Origin of the sequence: Candidatus Endomicrobium procryptotermitis, from assembly GCA_031279415.1 — a bacterium.
In the GTDB taxonomy this organism is placed as follows: Bacteria; Elusimicrobiota; Endomicrobiia; order Endomicrobiales; family Endomicrobiaceae; genus Endomicrobium_B; species Endomicrobium_B procryptotermitis.
Genome location: JAITIP010000020.1, coordinates 46619 through 63123 on the forward strand (window position 1 = coordinate 46619; position 16505 = coordinate 63123).

Annotated in this window: 16 protein-coding genes and 1 pseudogene; 12 read left to right on the plus strand and 5 right to left on the minus strand. The window is 35.0% G+C overall.

Annotation, left to right across the window (positions count from 1 at the left end; genetic code table 11):
* The first annotated feature begins 117 nt into the window (after positions 1-117).
* A complete protein-coding gene (locus LBD46_04460; GenBank protein MDR2426414.1) occupies positions 118-1074 on the plus strand; it encodes an L-lactate dehydrogenase in 957 nt (318 codons plus the stop codon).
* Positions 1011-1385, plus strand: a complete 375-nt coding sequence (locus tag LBD46_04465) for a restriction endonuclease subunit S (protein MDR2426415.1) — start codon at positions 1011-1013, stop codon at positions 1383-1385. The genes LBD46_04460 and LBD46_04465 overlap by 64 nt, the downstream gene beginning before the upstream one ends.
* A gap of 181 nt (positions 1386-1566) precedes the next feature.
* On the opposite strand, the gene LBD46_04470 is transcribed toward LBD46_04465, so the two are convergent.
* The 5 genes from LBD46_04470 to rpmH form a co-directional block, all read right to left on the minus strand.
* Positions 1567-2262 carry a protein jag gene (locus tag LBD46_04470; GenBank protein ID MDR2426416.1) on the minus strand — a complete coding sequence of 232 codons (696 nt, stop codon included), beginning with the start codon at positions 2260-2262 and terminating at the stop codon, positions 1567-1569.
* 76 nt (positions 2263-2338) lie between these two features.
* The gene (gene yidC / locus LBD46_04475) at positions 2339-3910 is read right to left on the minus strand and encodes a membrane protein insertase YidC (protein ID MDR2426417.1); all 1572 of its coding nucleotides are present in this window, start codon (positions 3908-3910) and stop codon (positions 2339-2341) included.
* Complete coding sequence (gene yidD / locus LBD46_04480) at positions 3903-4157, minus strand: membrane protein insertion efficiency factor YidD (protein ID MDR2426418.1); 255 nt, start codon at positions 4155-4157, stop codon at positions 3903-3905. Before yidD ends, yidC begins: the two co-directional genes overlap by 8 nt.
* Before the next feature lie 7 nt (positions 4158-4164).
* On the minus strand, positions 4165-4527 hold the full coding sequence (gene rnpA / locus LBD46_04485) for a ribonuclease P protein component (protein ID MDR2426419.1): 363 nt from the start codon (positions 4525-4527) through the stop codon (positions 4165-4167).
* Positions 4528-4532: 5 nt separating this feature from the next.
* On the minus strand, positions 4533-4667 hold the full coding sequence (gene rpmH / locus LBD46_04490; GenBank protein ID MDR2426420.1) for a 50S ribosomal protein L34: 135 nt from the start codon (positions 4665-4667) through the stop codon (positions 4533-4535).
* Between the two features lie 162 nt (positions 4668-4829).
* Between rpmH and LBD46_04495 the strand changes: the two genes are divergently transcribed.
* The 10 genes and pseudogenes from LBD46_04495 to LBD46_04540 form a co-directional block, all read left to right on the plus strand.
* Complete coding sequence (locus LBD46_04495) at positions 4830-6230, plus strand: alpha/beta hydrolase (protein ID MDR2426421.1); 1401 nt, start codon at positions 4830-4832, stop codon at positions 6228-6230.
* Positions 6231-6477: 247 nt separating this feature from the next.
* The gene (locus LBD46_04500; GenBank protein MDR2426422.1) at positions 6478-7770 is read left to right on the plus strand and encodes an alginate export family protein; all 1293 of its coding nucleotides are present in this window, start codon (positions 6478-6480) and stop codon (positions 7768-7770) included.
* Between the two features lie 120 nt (positions 7771-7890).
* A complete protein-coding gene (locus LBD46_04505) occupies positions 7891-8940 on the plus strand; it encodes a methyltransferase domain-containing protein (protein MDR2426423.1) in 1050 nt (349 codons plus the stop codon).
* A gap of 339 nt (positions 8941-9279) precedes the next feature.
* Positions 9280-10349, plus strand: a pseudogene (locus LBD46_04510) (Dam family site-specific DNA-(adenine-N6)-methyltransferase).
* Positions 10346-10795, plus strand: a complete 450-nt coding sequence (locus LBD46_04515; GenBank protein ID MDR2426424.1) for a hypothetical protein — start codon at positions 10346-10348, stop codon at positions 10793-10795. Before LBD46_04510 ends, LBD46_04515 begins: the two are co-directional and overlap by 4 nt.
* Before the next feature lie 663 nt (positions 10796-11458).
* On the plus strand, positions 11459-11794 hold the full coding sequence (gene acpS, locus LBD46_04520) for a holo-ACP synthase (GenBank protein MDR2426425.1): 336 nt from the start codon (positions 11459-11461) through the stop codon (positions 11792-11794).
* A 2-nt stretch (positions 11795-11796) separates the two neighbouring features.
* On the plus strand, positions 11797-12639 hold the full coding sequence (locus LBD46_04525; GenBank protein ID MDR2426426.1) for an NAD(P)H-hydrate dehydratase: 843 nt from the start codon (positions 11797-11799) through the stop codon (positions 12637-12639).
* Positions 12636-13784: an amidohydrolase gene (locus LBD46_04530; GenBank protein ID MDR2426427.1), complete on the plus strand. Its 1149-nt coding sequence runs from the start codon at positions 12636-12638 to the stop codon at positions 13782-13784. Before LBD46_04525 ends, LBD46_04530 begins: the two co-directional genes overlap by 4 nt.
* 68 nt (positions 13785-13852) lie before the next feature.
* On the plus strand, positions 13853-14344 hold the full coding sequence (locus LBD46_04535) for a hypothetical protein (protein ID MDR2426428.1): 492 nt from the start codon (positions 13853-13855) through the stop codon (positions 14342-14344).
* Between the two features lie 70 nt (positions 14345-14414).
* Positions 14415-16505 (plus strand): hypothetical protein (locus tag LBD46_04540; GenBank protein MDR2426429.1); only part of this gene is annotated, 2091 nt, incomplete at its 3' end.

Sequence of the window (16505 nt, forward strand, 5' to 3'; positions counted from 1 at the left end):
CCTTTTTCTATGGAAAAGCAGGTATGCGGCTTGCTTACTTCTTTAGTAATTATCGGATTTTAAAATATTTTTTATACAATATATATAATGTCCGTTAAGTTGTTTATGGAGGGGTAAATGAAACGATTATCTCCAAAAGTCTCAATAATCGGCTGTGGGAACGTTGGCATGCGTTATGCTTATTCGATGATAATAAAAGGAATTGCCAGAGAACTTGTTTTAGTCGATTATAACAAGAAAAAAGCAGAAGGTGAAGCCATGGACTTGTCGCATGGCGCACCATACGTGTCTCCGGTAAATGTTTATGCAGGCGATTATTCCGATACAACGGATTCAAATTTGGTTGTTATAACCGCGGGCAGAGGACAAAAGCCTGGTGAGACAAGAATAGATCTGGTTAAGGGAAATGCCGAAATATTAAAAAGCATAGTTCCGCAGTTAGTCAAATATTCGCCAAAAGCGATAATTCTTGTTGCATCAAATCCTGTGGACATTTTATCTTATATCACATATAAAATTTCCGGAAAATCATCTAACGAAGTTATAGGTTCCGGTACGGTTCTTGATTCAGCACGGTTTCGATATCTTATAGGCAAACACTGCAATGTGGATTCGAGAAGCATACATGCTTCGATTCTAGGTGAGCATGGAGATACGGAATTTCCGATGTGGAGCAAAGCGATGATAGGTGGCATATTGTTCAGCCATTATTGTGATGTCTGTAAAAATCAGTGCAGAGAAAATCAAAAAAACAAATTAGAAAAAATATTTACCGATGTAAGAGATTCGGCTTATGAGATTATCGAAAAGAAAGGGGAAACATCTTACGGAATAGGTCTGGCACTTACAAAGATATCAAAAGCCGTGCTGAAAGACGAAAATACTGTTCTGCCTGTTTCTTCGCTTCTTGAAAACTATCACGGCATAAGCGATATATATTTAAGTGTTCCTGCCGTTGTTCACAGAACGGGCATAAGGCAGACACTTGAAGTGGATTTTAACGAAGAAGAATTACAGGCTTTCCTGCATTCCGCACGGCAAGTCAAAAAAATAATCAAAAAAAGTGGTTTTTAAACAAAAAAGCTGTGCGATATAAATTTATTTGTGATGGGCAAGGCTCTGTTGGGTATCATAATTATATGGACAAAGACTTTATAGGTTCTACAACTTTATCTGTAGGATATAATGATAATTTGAACCAGTATAATGGTTTATTTTTAACAGCAGCTTTAGATATGGAACGTCCGAAATATTCGTATGGAAGAAAATACAAGAAAAATTTGTCAACTGCTAAAATTAAACTTCCTGTAGATAAAAAAAGGGAAACTGATTGGAAGTATATGGAAGATTATATAAAGTCATTGCCATATGCAGATTTGATTTAAGCAAAAATGCAGTTAGAGACAAGTGAATTAAAAGCATTAGCGCTGTTGTTTATATGAAAGCGGAACTCGTTGATATAATTTTGAAGGATTCAATGCCGTTAAAAGCAGAGTATTGACCAAGAGAATGATTTCGGAAGGACGTATGAAGTGCAGCCTGTAAAGTGTCAGTATAGACAGTTTATCAGCTTCTGGCATCAATCGCACTATTTTTTTGGAAAGTTTTTATGCCTACTTTGCGCAGAACGCCTTCGCCTTCTGAAAAAGTTTCTATATTAGAATTGTTCTTCAGATATGTGTGTATTATTTTTCTTTCTTTGGCGCTCATCGGTTCGAAACGGTAAATTTTTCCGGTACGGCTTACGTATTCTACGGCTTTATCCGCTAAAACTTTTAATTTCTCATTTTGTTTCTGCCTGTATTTTTCACAATCAAGATTAACTTTTATTTTTGAATTTAAAATATTATTGGCAATTATCTGCGTTAAATATTCAATTGAGTCCAGAGTCTGGCCGTTTTTGCCTATAACATAACCGCTTTCCTCTGTTTCTATTTCGGCATCTAAGCTGTCTGTATTAAATTCAGTTTTTACACTTTTTAAGCACATACCCATTTTATTGATAATTTCCGATAAAATTTTTTCAACCGTTTGACAGGCTTTTTTAGCGTCCACTTCAACAGAAATTTCTTCTTTTTTGCAGTCTGCGCTTTTAGTTGTAATAAGAATCCTTGCAGGTTTTGCTCCCATTAAACCGAACAGCCCGGATGTGCCTTCGTCAATAACTTTTATTTCGGCCTGATTGCGTGTACAGTTAAGTTTTTCCAGTCCTTTTTGTATTGCTTCTTCTACGTTTTTACCTTTCATTTCGATTTCAGGCATATGGTTCCCTCTTTACTTTTTTATTCCCCCACACTCAACCCCAAACTTGTCGTACAAACGCTCATTTAAAGCGATTTTACGCGTGTTTTACCTTTACTGCATCTTTTTTTATTATAAAATATTGTTCTATCATTGAAATCACGCTGTTTGTCAGCCAGTAAAGAACAAGCCCAGATGGAAAAGTCCAGAACATAAACGTGAACACTATCGGCATTATATACATTATTTTTTTCTGTGTAGGATCTGAAGTAGCCGCGGTCATTTTCTGCTGCAAAAACATTCCGATACCCATTATTAATGGCAACAGATTTAAATTGAAAGAGCCCAGATGCATAAACTGGTCGGCTGCGGACAAATCTTTTACCCATAAAATCCAGCCTTCATTTCTGAGTTCATAAGCGTTTCTAAGCATGGTAAAAAACGCCCAGAAAATCGGAAGCTGAAAAAGCATCGGCAGACAACCACCCAAAGGGTTGACTTTTTGACTCTTGTAAACATTTAACATTTCCGCATTAAGTCTTTGAGGATTTCCTTTATATTTTTCTTGAATTTCTTTTATCTTTGGCTGTATGCGTTTCATTGCTGCGGCCGACTTTAAACTTTTTAATGTCAAAGGCATCATGATAATTTGAAGAATAACGGTTAAAATTATGATGGACCAGCCGTAGTTGCCAGTAAGAGCGCGAAAAAAAGTTAAAACGGAAAAAGCTATTTTACCCAAAAAGCCAAAAAAACCGAAATCAACGGTTTTTTCAAGAGCTAAATCATAAGTTTTTAAATAAGTGTATCCTTTCGGGCCTAAATAAAAATTGATGGAATATTCTTTCTTTTCGTCATCTTTGGGCATAAACGCTGTAATAGTCATAGAATAGGGGTGTTTTTTGTCTGTTCTTGAAGGTGTTATTTGGTCGAAATCTATTGATTTTTCAGGTATGAATGCAGCAAGAAAATATCTATTATCTAATGCTGCCCATCTGAACAAAGAAGCGGCTTCTGAGTCTTTTTTAAGTTTTTTCAGTTTACCGGGTTTTCCCGCAGTATAAGCTATTACCCTTGTAGTCGCCGTATTTTCTTTCATCTCTTTCATGTCGGTGCCAAGTCCTGGACCCCATTCGAGTTCTATGCGTGGCATAGAAGCGCTTTCGTTGACTTTTTCAATTATTATATTGAGATTATGCATGTAAGAATCTGGTGAAAGTGAGAAAGTTTTTGTTATTTTCCAGCCTTCGTGAGAGGTATATTCGAAAACTATTTTCTCATTGGATTTTGAAACGATTTTATAATTTGAGCCTGGAAAATTTGCCATAGCCGGGGCAGTCTGCGGAAGAACCAAATCTACCCATTCGCCATTCTTTTCTTTTATAAACCAATTCAATATTGATGCACCTTTGTTTGAAAATATGGCTTTATATTTTTCTGTTTTGACTTCAATTTCTTCTTCTTCAATTTTTATATTTTCTTTAAGAAGTTTTGTATTAGCAGAGTTTAAAGAAAGCGGTTCTGACGGCGAATCTGCTTCCTGAACACTTTGTTTTTCTTCGATTTGCCGCTGAGTTTGTTGCTGAGGCTGCTGAGGAGCAATAAAAAAATACCATATAAAAATAGTTAAAGATGAGCAAACTACAAACAAAATCGTGTTTTTATTCATTTAGTTTTCCTATGGGTTTTTCACCCTTTTGATTTTTCGGTAGTGGAACTGGATCTATGCCGCCTTTACAAAAAGGTTGGCAGCGTATGATTCTTTTAAAAGCCAGAAAAGATCCTTTTAAAAAACCGTAAATTTCTATTGCTTGATAAGCATAAGTCGAACAACTCGGCTGGAAACGGCATCTTGCAGGGAATACTGAAGATAAAACTTTATAATATTTAATTAAAAAAAGCGCTAAACGCTTCATTCTTGCCTCAAGCTTTGTAAAGCCCTGCGCTTTCAAGCGAATTAAGTATAATCTTTTTTAAACTTCCGTAATTCAGCGATGCAGTTTCCGGTTTAGAGATAAAAATTAAGTCTAACCCCGGATGTAACGAATGTTTATTTGTCCTGAAAATTTCTCTCAGCCTTCTTTTTGTTCTATTTCTTATAACAGCTTTCCCAACTTTGTGCGGGGTAACCAGTCCAAGCCGTCTGATGTGCTGCTCTTTATTTATATAAGCCAAAATTTTTACGGCTTTACTATCAATTTTCAATCCTTTTTTAAATACCGTATTGAAATCTTTTTGAAGATGCAATCTTTCGCGGTATGAAAAGGACTGGCTTTTCGGCTGCATTTTAATTATGCACTTATAGTTTTGCGGCCTTTTCTTCTGCGCGCAGAAATCACCCTTCGTCCGCCTGGAGCAGCCATTCTTGCCATAAATCCAATTTTCTTTTTTCTTCTGTCTTTGTTGGGCTGAAACGTTCTTTTCATTTTGTAATAATCCTTTTATTTGTAAAGGTTCAGCTTTTTTGTCCATGAAATGCGGCTTCTATTTACAAAACACTGTGTCCCGCTGTTCCCTTTTGAATATTTAAAAATACTTTGGTATTATATCTAAAATCGCATTAAAAAATCAACTACGGATACAAAGATATGAAAGCAATAATATTTATATTAATATCAGCCTGCTTTTTAGTTTTAAATGTTTTTGCCGCAGACTTGCCTGACATTTCCGGGAAATGGTACGGTCAGCTTAAAGAACACGGCGTATATTTAAAAATAGCGCTTAACATAAAAAAGAATGAAAATGTTTATCATGCCTCGCTCGACAGCCTTTTGCAAAATACTTATAACATTGCGGTAAGCACTTTTTCTTTTGACAATCAGGCTGTAAATTTTACGATTACTGATCTTGTGATTGAATACAAAGGCACACTAGAGAAAAATGGGAACATAAAGGGCATTTTTCGTCAGCATGGACAAGATTTTAATGTGACTTTTTCAAAAACTCAAATCGGAAGACCTCAAGAACCGGCAAAACCTTACCCTTACATTGAAGAAAAAATCGTTTTTGAAGACAAGAAGTCCGGCATAAAAATTGATGGAACTTTAACTTTACCGCATGCCAAAGGCTCTTTTCCCGCAGTAATATTGATAAGCGGCAACGGTCCACAAAACAGGGACGGAGAAATTTTCGGGCATAAACCGTTTCTTGTTATTGCGGACTACCTTACAAATAACGGTATTGCTGTTTTACGATATGACGACATAGGAACCGCTTATTCTTCTGGACATTTCGCTTCTGCGACGATTGCAGATTTTGCCGCAGCAGCAGAATCTGCCTTAGCATATCTTAAAAACAGAAAAGAAATCAATAAAAAAAATATAGGTTTTATTGCTCACAGCGAAGGAGCTGCGTCAGCTTCAATAATAGCCGCACAAAATGAGGATGTTGCTTTTATGGTTTTTCTGTCGGCCTGCGGGCTTCCGGGAAAAGATATAATTGTGAAACAGTATGAACTTATTGGCAAAGCATCAAAAATCGAAAAAAAATATTTTAAAAGAGATTTGCAGATAAATAAAAAAGCCACTGAAATCGTTTCTACTGCGCCGGACATAGGGCAGCTGAGAAGTTTGCTGTTTAACTATCTGGGAAAAACTTTTGACGGTTTCAGCCCTTCAGTTATACCTAGAGGAATTGGAAAAGCCGATTTTATGCGTACCTATACAAATATATACACGACTCCATCGATGATATATTTTTTAAAGTATAACCCCACAGACAGCCTTAAAAGAGTTAAATGTCCAGTATTTGCCGTATGGGGCGGCAAAGATTTGCAGGTATCGGCCAAAGAAAATTTAAAAGCTGTGAAAAAAGCTCTGAAAGCAGGCGATAATAAAGATGTTACGTTAAAAATATTTCCAAATTTGAATCATTTGTTTCAAGAATGCAAAAGTGGTCTTCCTGAAGAATATTCACAAATAGAACAAACTTTTTCTCCTGAAGTTTTATCAGAAATTACCGATTGGATAACTTTGAGAACGGCAAATTAGGATGACAAAAACAGATGCTGAAACAAGTTTAAGAAATGAGCAAGGGAGAGAATATTTTTTTGCATTAGTTGCAAGGAAGTTTGAAAAAGGAAAAAGCAGAAGTTTAAAACTTATATAAATATTTGCCTTATTTGTCGCTGCACACTTTAATTGCGTAATCTTAATTAATAGCAGCTAGAAAAGGCGGTTCTCGGAGTATGTCCCGCTCTTGATATGGGGATAATCTTCCAAAATAAAAGAGGCGGAAATGAAAAAAATTTTATTTGTGATTATAGCAGTTTTAATTGTGAAACAATCGGTATTTTCTCAAGATGCGTTCGAGAAAATAAGTTTTAATTTTGATGGACTTGCACGCATACGTTATGAATTTCTTAACAATAATTCCTCTTTAGGCATATCAAACGATGAACGCGATTATTTTAGGTTTAAATTTTCAGGAGGCGTTTTGGCAGATTTTTTTAGCATTTTTTCGGTTTATGGAAAAGCCACCACGGAAAGCCGTTCATACATATATAATGCTGACGGTGATACTCGCTATGATATAAATGAAGTTATTATTGACAGCCTTTTTATAAATTTTCCAAAACTGTTGGGGACTTTTGACGTAAAAGTAGGAAGAATAGATTTGGCGGCAAATGAGTATGGTGAAGGCTTTTTGTTTGCTGACGGAACCCCTTTGGACGGCTCAAGAACGTTTTATTTTAATGCTGCAAGACTCAGATATACTATGCCTCAGTCAAGTATAGAGTTTATGACAATTTATAATTCGGAATTTGATGAACTGCCAGTTATAAATTCTCTAGACAGAAAACTTAATGATTCGCAGGAATCGGCGCTTGTTCTTTATGCAAGATCTCAGATAACAAACAGATTGTACATAGAACCTTACTATATATGGAAAAATGAAAAAACTGACAACAATATATTGTATTTAAATAAAGATGTATCGATTAACACTATCGGCTCTTATCTAAGGTATGATTTAACTTCAATCGCTTTTCGGGCGCAGGCGGCGGCACAGCTCGGCAATTATGATGATGAAACCGGTCGTGCTTTTGGCGGATATGTTTATGCGGATTTACCGCTTTTAAATATTTTTAAACCTTTAAGTGTTGGATACATATATCTTTCTGGAGATGATCCCAACACTAAAAACGTTGAAGCGTGGAATCCTCTTTTTTCACGTTATCCATGGGTCTCCGAAATTCTTGCCACTTTATATTCGAGCGAGTCTGCTGTAGCGTATTGGACAAATTTGCAGCTTGCAAGAATAGAAGCAAATTTTAAACCGTATAAAAAAGTTTCAATCAACACAAGTTACGATTTCATTTATGCAAACGCTGCCATACAAAATTCGACAAATAACATCTTCGGCGACGGCTTAAATAGAGGAAATCTTATACGCTGCAAAATTTCGTACGGTTTTTCCAATAATTTTGGTGCTTCTGCTTTAGTCGAATATTTTATACCTGGCGATTTTTATTATAAAGATGCACAAGATGCATCTTTTTTCCGTTTCGAATTCGCAGCAAAAATATAAATACAAATACCTGATAATCCCGCGCCAAACATATTTGTTAAAAATTGCCAAAATACAATAAAAATGATAGATAATATCATAATTAAATCGATATGACTTTTTAATTATGGGATAAAAATTATGAAAATGGTTGACGCAAAATCCGAAGCGCAGAAAATCGCTTTTTCGCCGCTGACTTTTCAGGCGGTTCGCTCAATGATAAATCTTGGCATATTAAAAGTTTTAGACGATGCTGGCAAAGACGGCGTGGAGACTTCCGTTGTAGAAAAATCGCTAAATCTGTCGGAATATACAGTTACGACTCTGCTTGAAGCTGCGGAAAGCGCCGGCATTATTTTGGCAAAAGATGGAAAATATTTTACTTCAAAAATTGTCCAGTGTTTTTTATACGACCCGATGACGCGGATAAATATGAATTTTGTTCATGACGTTTGTTATCGGGGCGCTTTTTATCTTCAGGAATCTTTTGCAAACGGTCGTCCGGAAGGTTTGCAAACGTTTGGGAAATGGGCTACAGTTTACGAAGGTCTTTTGCAGCTTCCGCCGCAAGTTCAAAAAAGTTGGTTTGCTTTTGACCATTTTTATTCTGATAACGCTTTTGACGATGTTATCAAAATTCTTCTTGAAAACAGTCCGCAGACGGTTTTTGACATTGGCTGCAATACGGGCAAGTTTGAACTTGCGTTATTTTCAAAAGGGTTTAAAGGGCAGATGACGCTTCTTGATTTGCCGCAGCAGTTAAAGAAAGCCGAAGAAAATTTGAAAGCGGCGGGATTTAGCGGCAGCTGCGTTTTTTATCCGATAGACGTTCTGAAACAGGAAACAAAATTTCCAAAAAATCCAGATGCAGTTTTAATGAGCCAGTTTCTCGACTGCTTTTCAAAAGAGCAGATAATTTCGATAGTTAAAAAAGCTTTTGAGTCGATGAACAAAAAATCAAAGCTTTATATTCTGGAACCTTTCTGGGATAATCAAAAGTTTGAAGCCGCAAAACTTTCGCTCACACACACCTCTCTATATTTTACGGCCATAGCAAACGGCAGCAGTAAAATGTACGGCCGTACAGAAATGGAAAAATACATCCGCGCCGCTGGCCTCCATATTGCAAAAATCCATGAAAATATCGGAACCCACGAATACACTCTTCTGGAATGTGTGAAATGTTATTAAAACTCAAACTAAACTATTTTTTGGCCAAAATAATATAATAGATTATATACAATTAATCTTCTGCTGCTCTTCATAAATTGCTTTTGTCATTCCATAAATAAGCGCCCATACTATGTATTGCAATAAAAATATATAAGGAGTAAAGGTATATGCAGCCGTTTTGCATATTATAACAGCCTTTTAGTATAATCTTTTTGAATACGGAAAAGATAGAGATGATATAAGCCGTGTTAGAGGTCGTAAAATCAGCATATTGTTAACTGTAGGAATGAAAAACCCGTTCCACAGCATGTTGATGACTTTTGCCATTTTAACTTGTGTTTTATTCTAGATATTTTTATGTTAAAAAATTTAGAGTGTTTAACTATTAAAAAAGCAAGCCTGCGCACAGCTGATTATACAGGGGAAAAAATTACAACTTCAAACTCCTATATTATTAAACACAGCAGGTCTGACAATGGCTCAACTAAAATCGAAAAATATTTAAGCTCAAAAGATGTGGCTAAGCCTTTTTTAAAGTGGGTAGGAGGCAAAAGGCAGCTTTTGGAACAGTTAAAAAATTTTTATCCAAAAGAGCTTAAAGACGGAAAGATAAAAAAATATATTGAACCTTTCCTTGGCGGGGGGGGGCAGTGTTTTTTGAAATTATATCAAAGTATAAAATTGAAAAAGCCTACCTTTCAGACATCAATAAAGATTTGATTTTAACGTATATTGTAATACAACAAAAACCGCATAAACTTATAGATAAATTAGCGGATTATCAAAAGGATTTTGATAATAAAAATCAAGCAGAGAGACTGAATTTATTTTTAACCGTTAGGAAAGAACTTAACGAAACGGAAATAAAGATAAACTATAAAAAGCTGACAGACCTATTGATAAAACGGGCGGCTCAATTTATTTTTTTAAATAAAACATGTTTTAACGGTCTTTTTCGGTTAAATTCAAAAGGTAAGTTTAACGTTCCCTATGGGAAATATAAGACGGCGTCAATTTGTGATGCTGAAAATATCTCAGCGGCATCGCAAAGTTTGAATAAAGCGGAAATTTATCAGGCATCTTATGGCGAATGTTATCAAAGAATTAACGATGCTGCGTTTGTTTATTTTGATCCGCCGTATAAACCTATATCGAAAACTGCAAGTTTTACGACTTATACAGGATTTGAATTTGCCGATAAACAACAACAAGAGTTGTCGTTATTTTTTAAGAAGATAGATAAAGAACTTGGAGCAAAATTAATGCTTTCTAATTCTAATCCAAACGATGGCTTTTTTCAAAAAATTTATAAAGGATATAATATTTCAAAGGTTTATGCCAACAGATATGTCAATTGCAACGGCGATAAACGCGGAAAAATCAGCGAGCTGGTAATAACAAACTATTTGAAAAGTACGATAAAATGAATCACAAACCTTGGCAAGCAATTTTTAACAAATATAAAATACAAAAACACGATTTCTCTAAATCGCCTTTTATAATAACGGCAGAGCAAATTAAATCTGCGACAGCGCATTTTAAAACTACTAATGAACGCGAAGTGCGTGTATTGTGTAAACAAGATACAAGAGAATCTCGTCCTGAAGTATTTGTTGAAAATGACTTATTTTTATTACCAATTAAAAATGGCTCTTATGCCATTATACAAGGAGAAGGCTATATTGATATACCTGATATATCAGGCAAAATAAATACTTATAATTCAAAACTTGATTTTGAACTTGAAACGTCTAAAATAGGCAATTCTGAAATGCAGCATCTTGATTTTGCCTATGCTTCAAGTTTAATTAGAACATTTCTAAAAGACCGCTCGCTTGTATTGACTATTCGCGGTAGAAAATATACCCCGTAATTTAAATTTACAGCTGGTAAATTTAATCAAACTATTGTCACTAAAAGTGTCCAAACCGAAGTTGACGCCGGTTATGAAGGTAAAAATTCTATCATTTTAATAAAAGCAAAAAATTCTCAAACAAAAAATACAATTATAAGACAATTGTATTATCCGTATCGCCAATGGCAAATTCATACTTCTAAAAAAGTAAAAGTTTTATTTTTTGAGAAGAGACAAAATATTTATTCTTTATGGGTTTTTGGATTTACAAATCAAAAGGATTATAACAGTATTGTTCTTATTGACAGTGCAAAGTATGAGATTATTGAATGAATATTTTAAGGATAAACTGATTAAATAAAAAATTGCCGACTATTCTGTAATAGAAATATATAAGGAATAAAAGTATATGCAGCCAGTTTTGCATATTATAACAGCCTTTTAGTATAATCTTTAAATACGGAAAAGATAGATGATATAAGCATCGCGTTAAATATTGTAAGTTTAACATATCGTTTATCAACAGCTAATGGAAAAAGTAATTCTTGTCGGGGTTTATAAAAAATGCAGACAAAGCAGGAGGTTTTAACTTCACTTGCGAATTGGAACGACTGTGTAGTACTGACGGAATAATAAGAGTTAAAATTGTTATAATGTTAAAAATTTAGAAAACGGGAAAATATGAACATAGGTGCCGATATAGAAGAAATTAAAAGATTTCAAAAATATGTAAAAGACAAAGAGCGGCTTGAAAAACTTTTTTCAGAAGACGAAATTTCTTTTTGTCTTTCAAAAAAAAATCCGGCGCAGCATCTTGCCGCGCGTTTTGCAGCCAAAGAAGCCATCTGGAAGTCCATAGGTGACAAACATAAAAAACTTATCATAACGGATATATCCATAAAGAACGCTCAGTCAGGAAAACCTGAAGTTTATATCAAAAACAAAAGATATAAAAAAATTGACGTTTCTTTATCTCACGCTGACAAATATGTAGTAGCTGTAGCGATAGCTTTTTAACAATGAATAAAAGAGATATAAAAAATTTTACTTTAAAACTTATAAGAAAGGCAGAAAGCCATAAATATGATTACGGACACGCGCTTATTATCGCAGGCTGTAAACGTATGCCGGGTGCAGGAGTTCTTTGCTGCAATGCTGCATTGCGTAGCGGTGCGGGTCTTGTAACATATGCTGTAAAAGAAAATTTTCTGCAAAATGCATGTTCAGTGTCAAAACCGGAAACAATGTTTTTTATATATAAGAACGTTTCAGAAATTCTTGATTTTATCGTAAAAAGAAAAGTCTCTTCCGTTGTCATAGGGCCGGGCTTAAACGCGGATAGAAGTTTAAAACATTTCATAGAAAAGATTATTTTTTCAGTTAAAATTCCGGTTATTTTGGATGCAGGTGGAATTTCGTCCTTCAGTGGAAAATATGACAGCTTTCAAGAGTCAAAAGCAAAACTTATAATAACTCCACATCTGGGAGAATTCTCAAAATTGGCGGGTAAAAAAGTTCCCAACACTAAAAAAGATAAAATTTTAACTGCCGGCAGATTTGCTTTTGAAAATCATGTTATCTGCATTTTGAAAGGGCATAACACCATAGTTGCAAGTGGAAAAAATATTTATGTAAATAAAAGTGGAACGCCGGCAATGGCAAAAGCCGGCAGCGGAGACGTTTTAAGTGGAATTCTGGCTGCTTTTGTTGGTATTGACGGAGATTTATTTGAATCTTCAAAATTTGCCGTTTATGTACACGGTTTGGCGGGAGAAATATCGGAAAAGGAAAAAGGCAGTTGTGGCGTGATTGCAAGCGACATTATCGAAAATATTCCTTTGGCTATAAGGAGACTCAAATGACTATAGACAATGAGATAATACGGATAAGAAGACATATACATCAATATCCAGAAACGGGCGGTAATGAATATAAGACGGCTGATTTTATAGAATCAAAATTAAAAGCGCTGAAAATACCTTATAAACGCGTTTCAAAAACCGGGGTAATCGGAGTTTTAAAAGGAGCAAAAGCAGGCAAAACCGTTGCTTTAAGAGCGGATATTGATGCTTTACCGGTGCAGGAAGACAATAAAATAGAGTATAAGTCGAAGAACAATGACATTATGCACGCCTGTGGTCATGATGCGCATACAGCGATAATGCTGGGGGTTGCCAAATCGTTGTCCGTCAAAAAAAATAAATTAAACGGAAATGTAAAATTTTTGTTCCAGCCGAGCGAAGAAACTGCTGACGGCGCACAAAATCTCATAAAAGAAGGTGCGTTAAAAAATCCTGATGCAGATGTGATTTTGGGCGTACATGTATGTCCTTGGATAAAATCTGGAAAAATAGGTTTAAGATACGGCGAAATGATGGCTGCCGTAGATAAGCTCAAGATAGATATTGAAGGTGAAATGTCGCATGGAGCATATCCGCATCTGGGCAAGGACGCGCTTATTGCTGCTATGTCGTTTATTAATTCCACCCAGCATATAATTTCAAGGGAAGTCAATCCGGTTTTTCCAGCGGTAATAACTTTTGGGAAAATAACAGGCGGTGATGGGTACAATATAATATGCGAAAATATAGCAATTGAAGGCACTGTCAGAACACTGAACAATGAAGTGAGAAAACTTGTAAAAGAAAGCATTATACGAAAACTTAAAGTTGTGGAACTAGCTTATGGAGTGAAATATAAGCTGAGATATCAGGCGGTAGGAAACCCTTTGATAAACACTAAAGAGATAACAGAATTTTGTCATAAAACAGCAAAAGAGTTTTACGGAAAAACAAACATTGTCATAATCGACAAACCTTCGATGGGCGGCGAAGATTTTGCCGAATACTTAAACGAAGTCCCAGGAAATTTTATGTATATAGGCACGTCAAAAAACAAAGCGACTTCATACCCATGGCACCACAGCAACTTTAATATTGATGAAACCGCTTTGCCTAAAGCGGCAAAATATATAGAGCATAGTGTCGAATCTTTCTTTAAAAAATAAGTATAAATTTTCAATTTCTTTATATTAATATTGTTGCAGATTCTTAAAATTTAGTGTATAAATTAGATATGAACATTAAAAAACTATTGGCTGTCATTAGCTGTACATTTGTGTTGATACCTTTTGCTGCAAAAATCGTATCCTCAAATCAAGTGTATCAATTATGCGTAAACAGTGGAATTATAAGCCATTATGCATCTCTTTCAGGTGTGCTTCTCAAAATGGTTAACAAAATATCCAACGATTTGGCAGATATTGACGCGTTAAAAAATACCTCAGTTCCCGTCAAAGACAAAATGGAAAATACTATGGAAAAGGATTTTTCAGAAGCGGTATTGACTGTTTCTTCTACTTCGGATAAAATAGCAAAAGTAAAGGATAAGGCATTGTTACTTTTTACTTATAACGGCAATTATAGCGGTATTGTCCGTGCAGAAAAGTTTTCTTTTAAAGAAAAAGTTTTTTTTAGCAGCTGGATGCTATTATTAATAACTGTATTGCTGTTATCGGTAAGAAAGAGTGACACTGATATTGCAGCCATAAACTATTTTTGTATATAAGTGACACTCGATTGTCAATTCAATCGGGTGTTTTTCTTTTATAAAATTAAATTTTAATACGGAGAAAATTATGTTAAATCTTTTCAAATCTTTGAAATTTACAAAATTTGTATCGTTGTTTACGGTTTTATGTTTTACCGTATCAAATTTTACGTCAAACGGTTTTGCCGCGTCGCCTGCCGCTGTTGTTGCCGGTGCGCAAAATATCAATGCGTCAGCCGCTTTAAATCCAGAAAATTTCGTTATACCTTTTAACATAGGGAGAATTACGGATTCAGTAAACTTTAATACCAACAGGCTTATCGTACAGATTCAGGATCTTCACGCACATGAAGAAACGCAGCGCAATATAGCAAGCATATTGTCGTTTTTAGATGCACATTATAAAATCAACAATATTTATGTGGAAGGAGCATCTGGTCAGGTTGACACTTCATGGCTTGCCGATATAAAAGACGAATCTTTAAAGGGTTCGATACTAAATTCACTTGTGAGCAAAGGCATTTTAACCGGTTCGGAACTATTTTCGATTACTTCAGGAAAAACGAAAATATTGAAAGGAATAGAAGATAAAAAAACTTATCTTGAAAATTTCCAAAGGCTTATAACCATAGATTCGAAGAAAGAAGAAATAAAAGAACTTTTTCCACCATTGAAGGAAATATTAGCATATCTGTCTGATTCCATATATAGCAATGAGAATAAAAAAATCGACAGGGTAATAAAAAGATACAAGGATGGAAAAATCTCGTTTGGGAAATATTTTGCCTACATGTTAAAAAAAGCGAAAAGTCAAAAAGTGTATTTTGGTTTTTATCCGTCAATAATTTTGCTTTCGCAGATAACAGATGTTCAGAATAAGCTCGATAAGAATAAAATCAACTCCCAGATAGAAAGTCTTATGAATGATATTAAAAACAATTATTCTTATGGCCAATATAAAGAGCTTATCGAAGGTTCTTCCTCTCCAGAAACCCAAGGGATTTTTTATTTTAAACTTGCCAACTTTTATAATAAGTCTGCAGATAAGAACAAGTACAAAGAGCTCGGGAAATTTTTGCAGTTTATAAACTTGAATCAGGAAATCAATCCACTTGATTTGGTTAGTGAAGAAAGATCGCTTATATGGGAAATAAAAAATAATGCAGCGCAGACAAAAAAAGAAAAAGAATTGATTTTTTTAAGTTCGTTTCTAGATATAATCGAAGCATTTTTAGACAACAAAATTTCTTATGTTGAATATAAACATATCCAAAGGGAATTGCCGAAATTTAAAAAATTGTGGACAAAATATACAAGAATGTCTGAAGTGCCGGGACTTGCACAATATTTTCCTTTATTTAAAGAGTTTTATAAAGTAAATGAAGATAGAAATAATATTTTCATAAAAGAAATAAACGGAAAAATTCCTCAAAAAAGCGAAGAGGTTTTGACGTTTTCCAAAGACATGGTAATGACGAATGTTTCAGGACTTTTGCAAAACGCAAAAGAGATAGATATAGTCATAACGGGCGGATTTCATACGCATGATGTGTCAAGAATATTGCAAAATGCGCATCAAAGCTATTTGGTAATAACCCCAAACGTAACACAGGGAGCTGCAGAAGCGGACAGACTTTTTACCGAAGATGTGATGAGAAAGGCGCAGTATATGCCAGCAAACGCTTTTCAAAAAGCGCTCTTGACGGCTGTTGCATCAGAGAATTTTCAACAACTTACAAACAGCGATGACAAAACCATAATAGGAATCTTTTTCCAAAAAAGCATTATAGATGCGCTGGTCTCAAAAGAAGCCGAGGAAAAAGGGCTTGACAAAGAAGAAGTGTCCAAATATCTGAAAGATATGGAATTTCTTAAAGGCGTGCTTGAGTTGGCCGATGAATTAAAAACTGCTATTAAAAATAAAGGAATAACATTAGAGTTGACAGATATTAAGGTCACAGACAAAGGTGAAGGTTATAGAATAACCGCAAATGGAAATGAATATATTGTAAGTGATAAAGGCGTTGAAGATGCCGATCAATATAATGTCAAAGAAGCCAATATCTATGGGATTGCAGGAATTATTACGGGTGCAATTGTTGCCGCCACTTCTGTTTTCGGTATAGTCGCCTCTGTTTCCATAGTTGCTCCTGTAATTGCCGTTTTGGGATTAAGCGTG

Coding starts and splice junctions, on each gene's coding strand:
- LBD46_04460 (MDR2426414.1), top strand. CDS start 118: ATGAAACGATTATCTCCAAAAGTCTCAATAATCGGCTGTGGGAACGTT.
- LBD46_04470 (MDR2426416.1), bottom strand. CDS start 2,262: ATGCCTGAAATCGAAATGAAAGGTAAAAACGTAGAAGAAGCAATACAA.
- yidC (MDR2426417.1), bottom strand. CDS start 3,910: ATGAATAAAAACACGATTTTGTTTGTAGTTTGCTCATCTTTAACTATT.
- yidD (MDR2426418.1), bottom strand. CDS start 4,157: ATGAAGCGTTTAGCGCTTTTTTTAATTAAATATTATAAAGTTTTATCT.
- rnpA (MDR2426419.1), bottom strand. CDS start 4,527: ATGCAGCCGAAAAGCCAGTCCTTTTCATACCGCGAAAGATTGCATCTT.
- rpmH (MDR2426420.1), bottom strand. CDS start 4,667: ATGAAAAGAACGTTTCAGCCCAACAAAGACAGAAGAAAAAAGAAAATT.
- LBD46_04495 (MDR2426421.1), top strand. CDS start 4,830: ATGAAAGCAATAATATTTATATTAATATCAGCCTGCTTTTTAGTTTTA.
- LBD46_04500 (MDR2426422.1), top strand. CDS start 6,478: ATGAAAAAAATTTTATTTGTGATTATAGCAGTTTTAATTGTGAAACAA.
- LBD46_04505 (MDR2426423.1), top strand. CDS start 7,891: ATGAAAATGGTTGACGCAAAATCCGAAGCGCAGAAAATCGCTTTTTCG.
- LBD46_04515 (MDR2426424.1), top strand. CDS start 10,346: ATGAATCACAAACCTTGGCAAGCAATTTTTAACAAATATAAAATACAA.
- acpS (MDR2426425.1), top strand. CDS start 11,459: ATGAACATAGGTGCCGATATAGAAGAAATTAAAAGATTTCAAAAATAT.
- LBD46_04525 (MDR2426426.1), top strand. CDS start 11,797: ATGAATAAAAGAGATATAAAAAATTTTACTTTAAAACTTATAAGAAAG.
- LBD46_04530 (MDR2426427.1), top strand. CDS start 12,636: ATGACTATAGACAATGAGATAATACGGATAAGAAGACATATACATCAA.
- LBD46_04535 (MDR2426428.1), top strand. CDS start 13,853: ATGAACATTAAAAAACTATTGGCTGTCATTAGCTGTACATTTGTGTTG.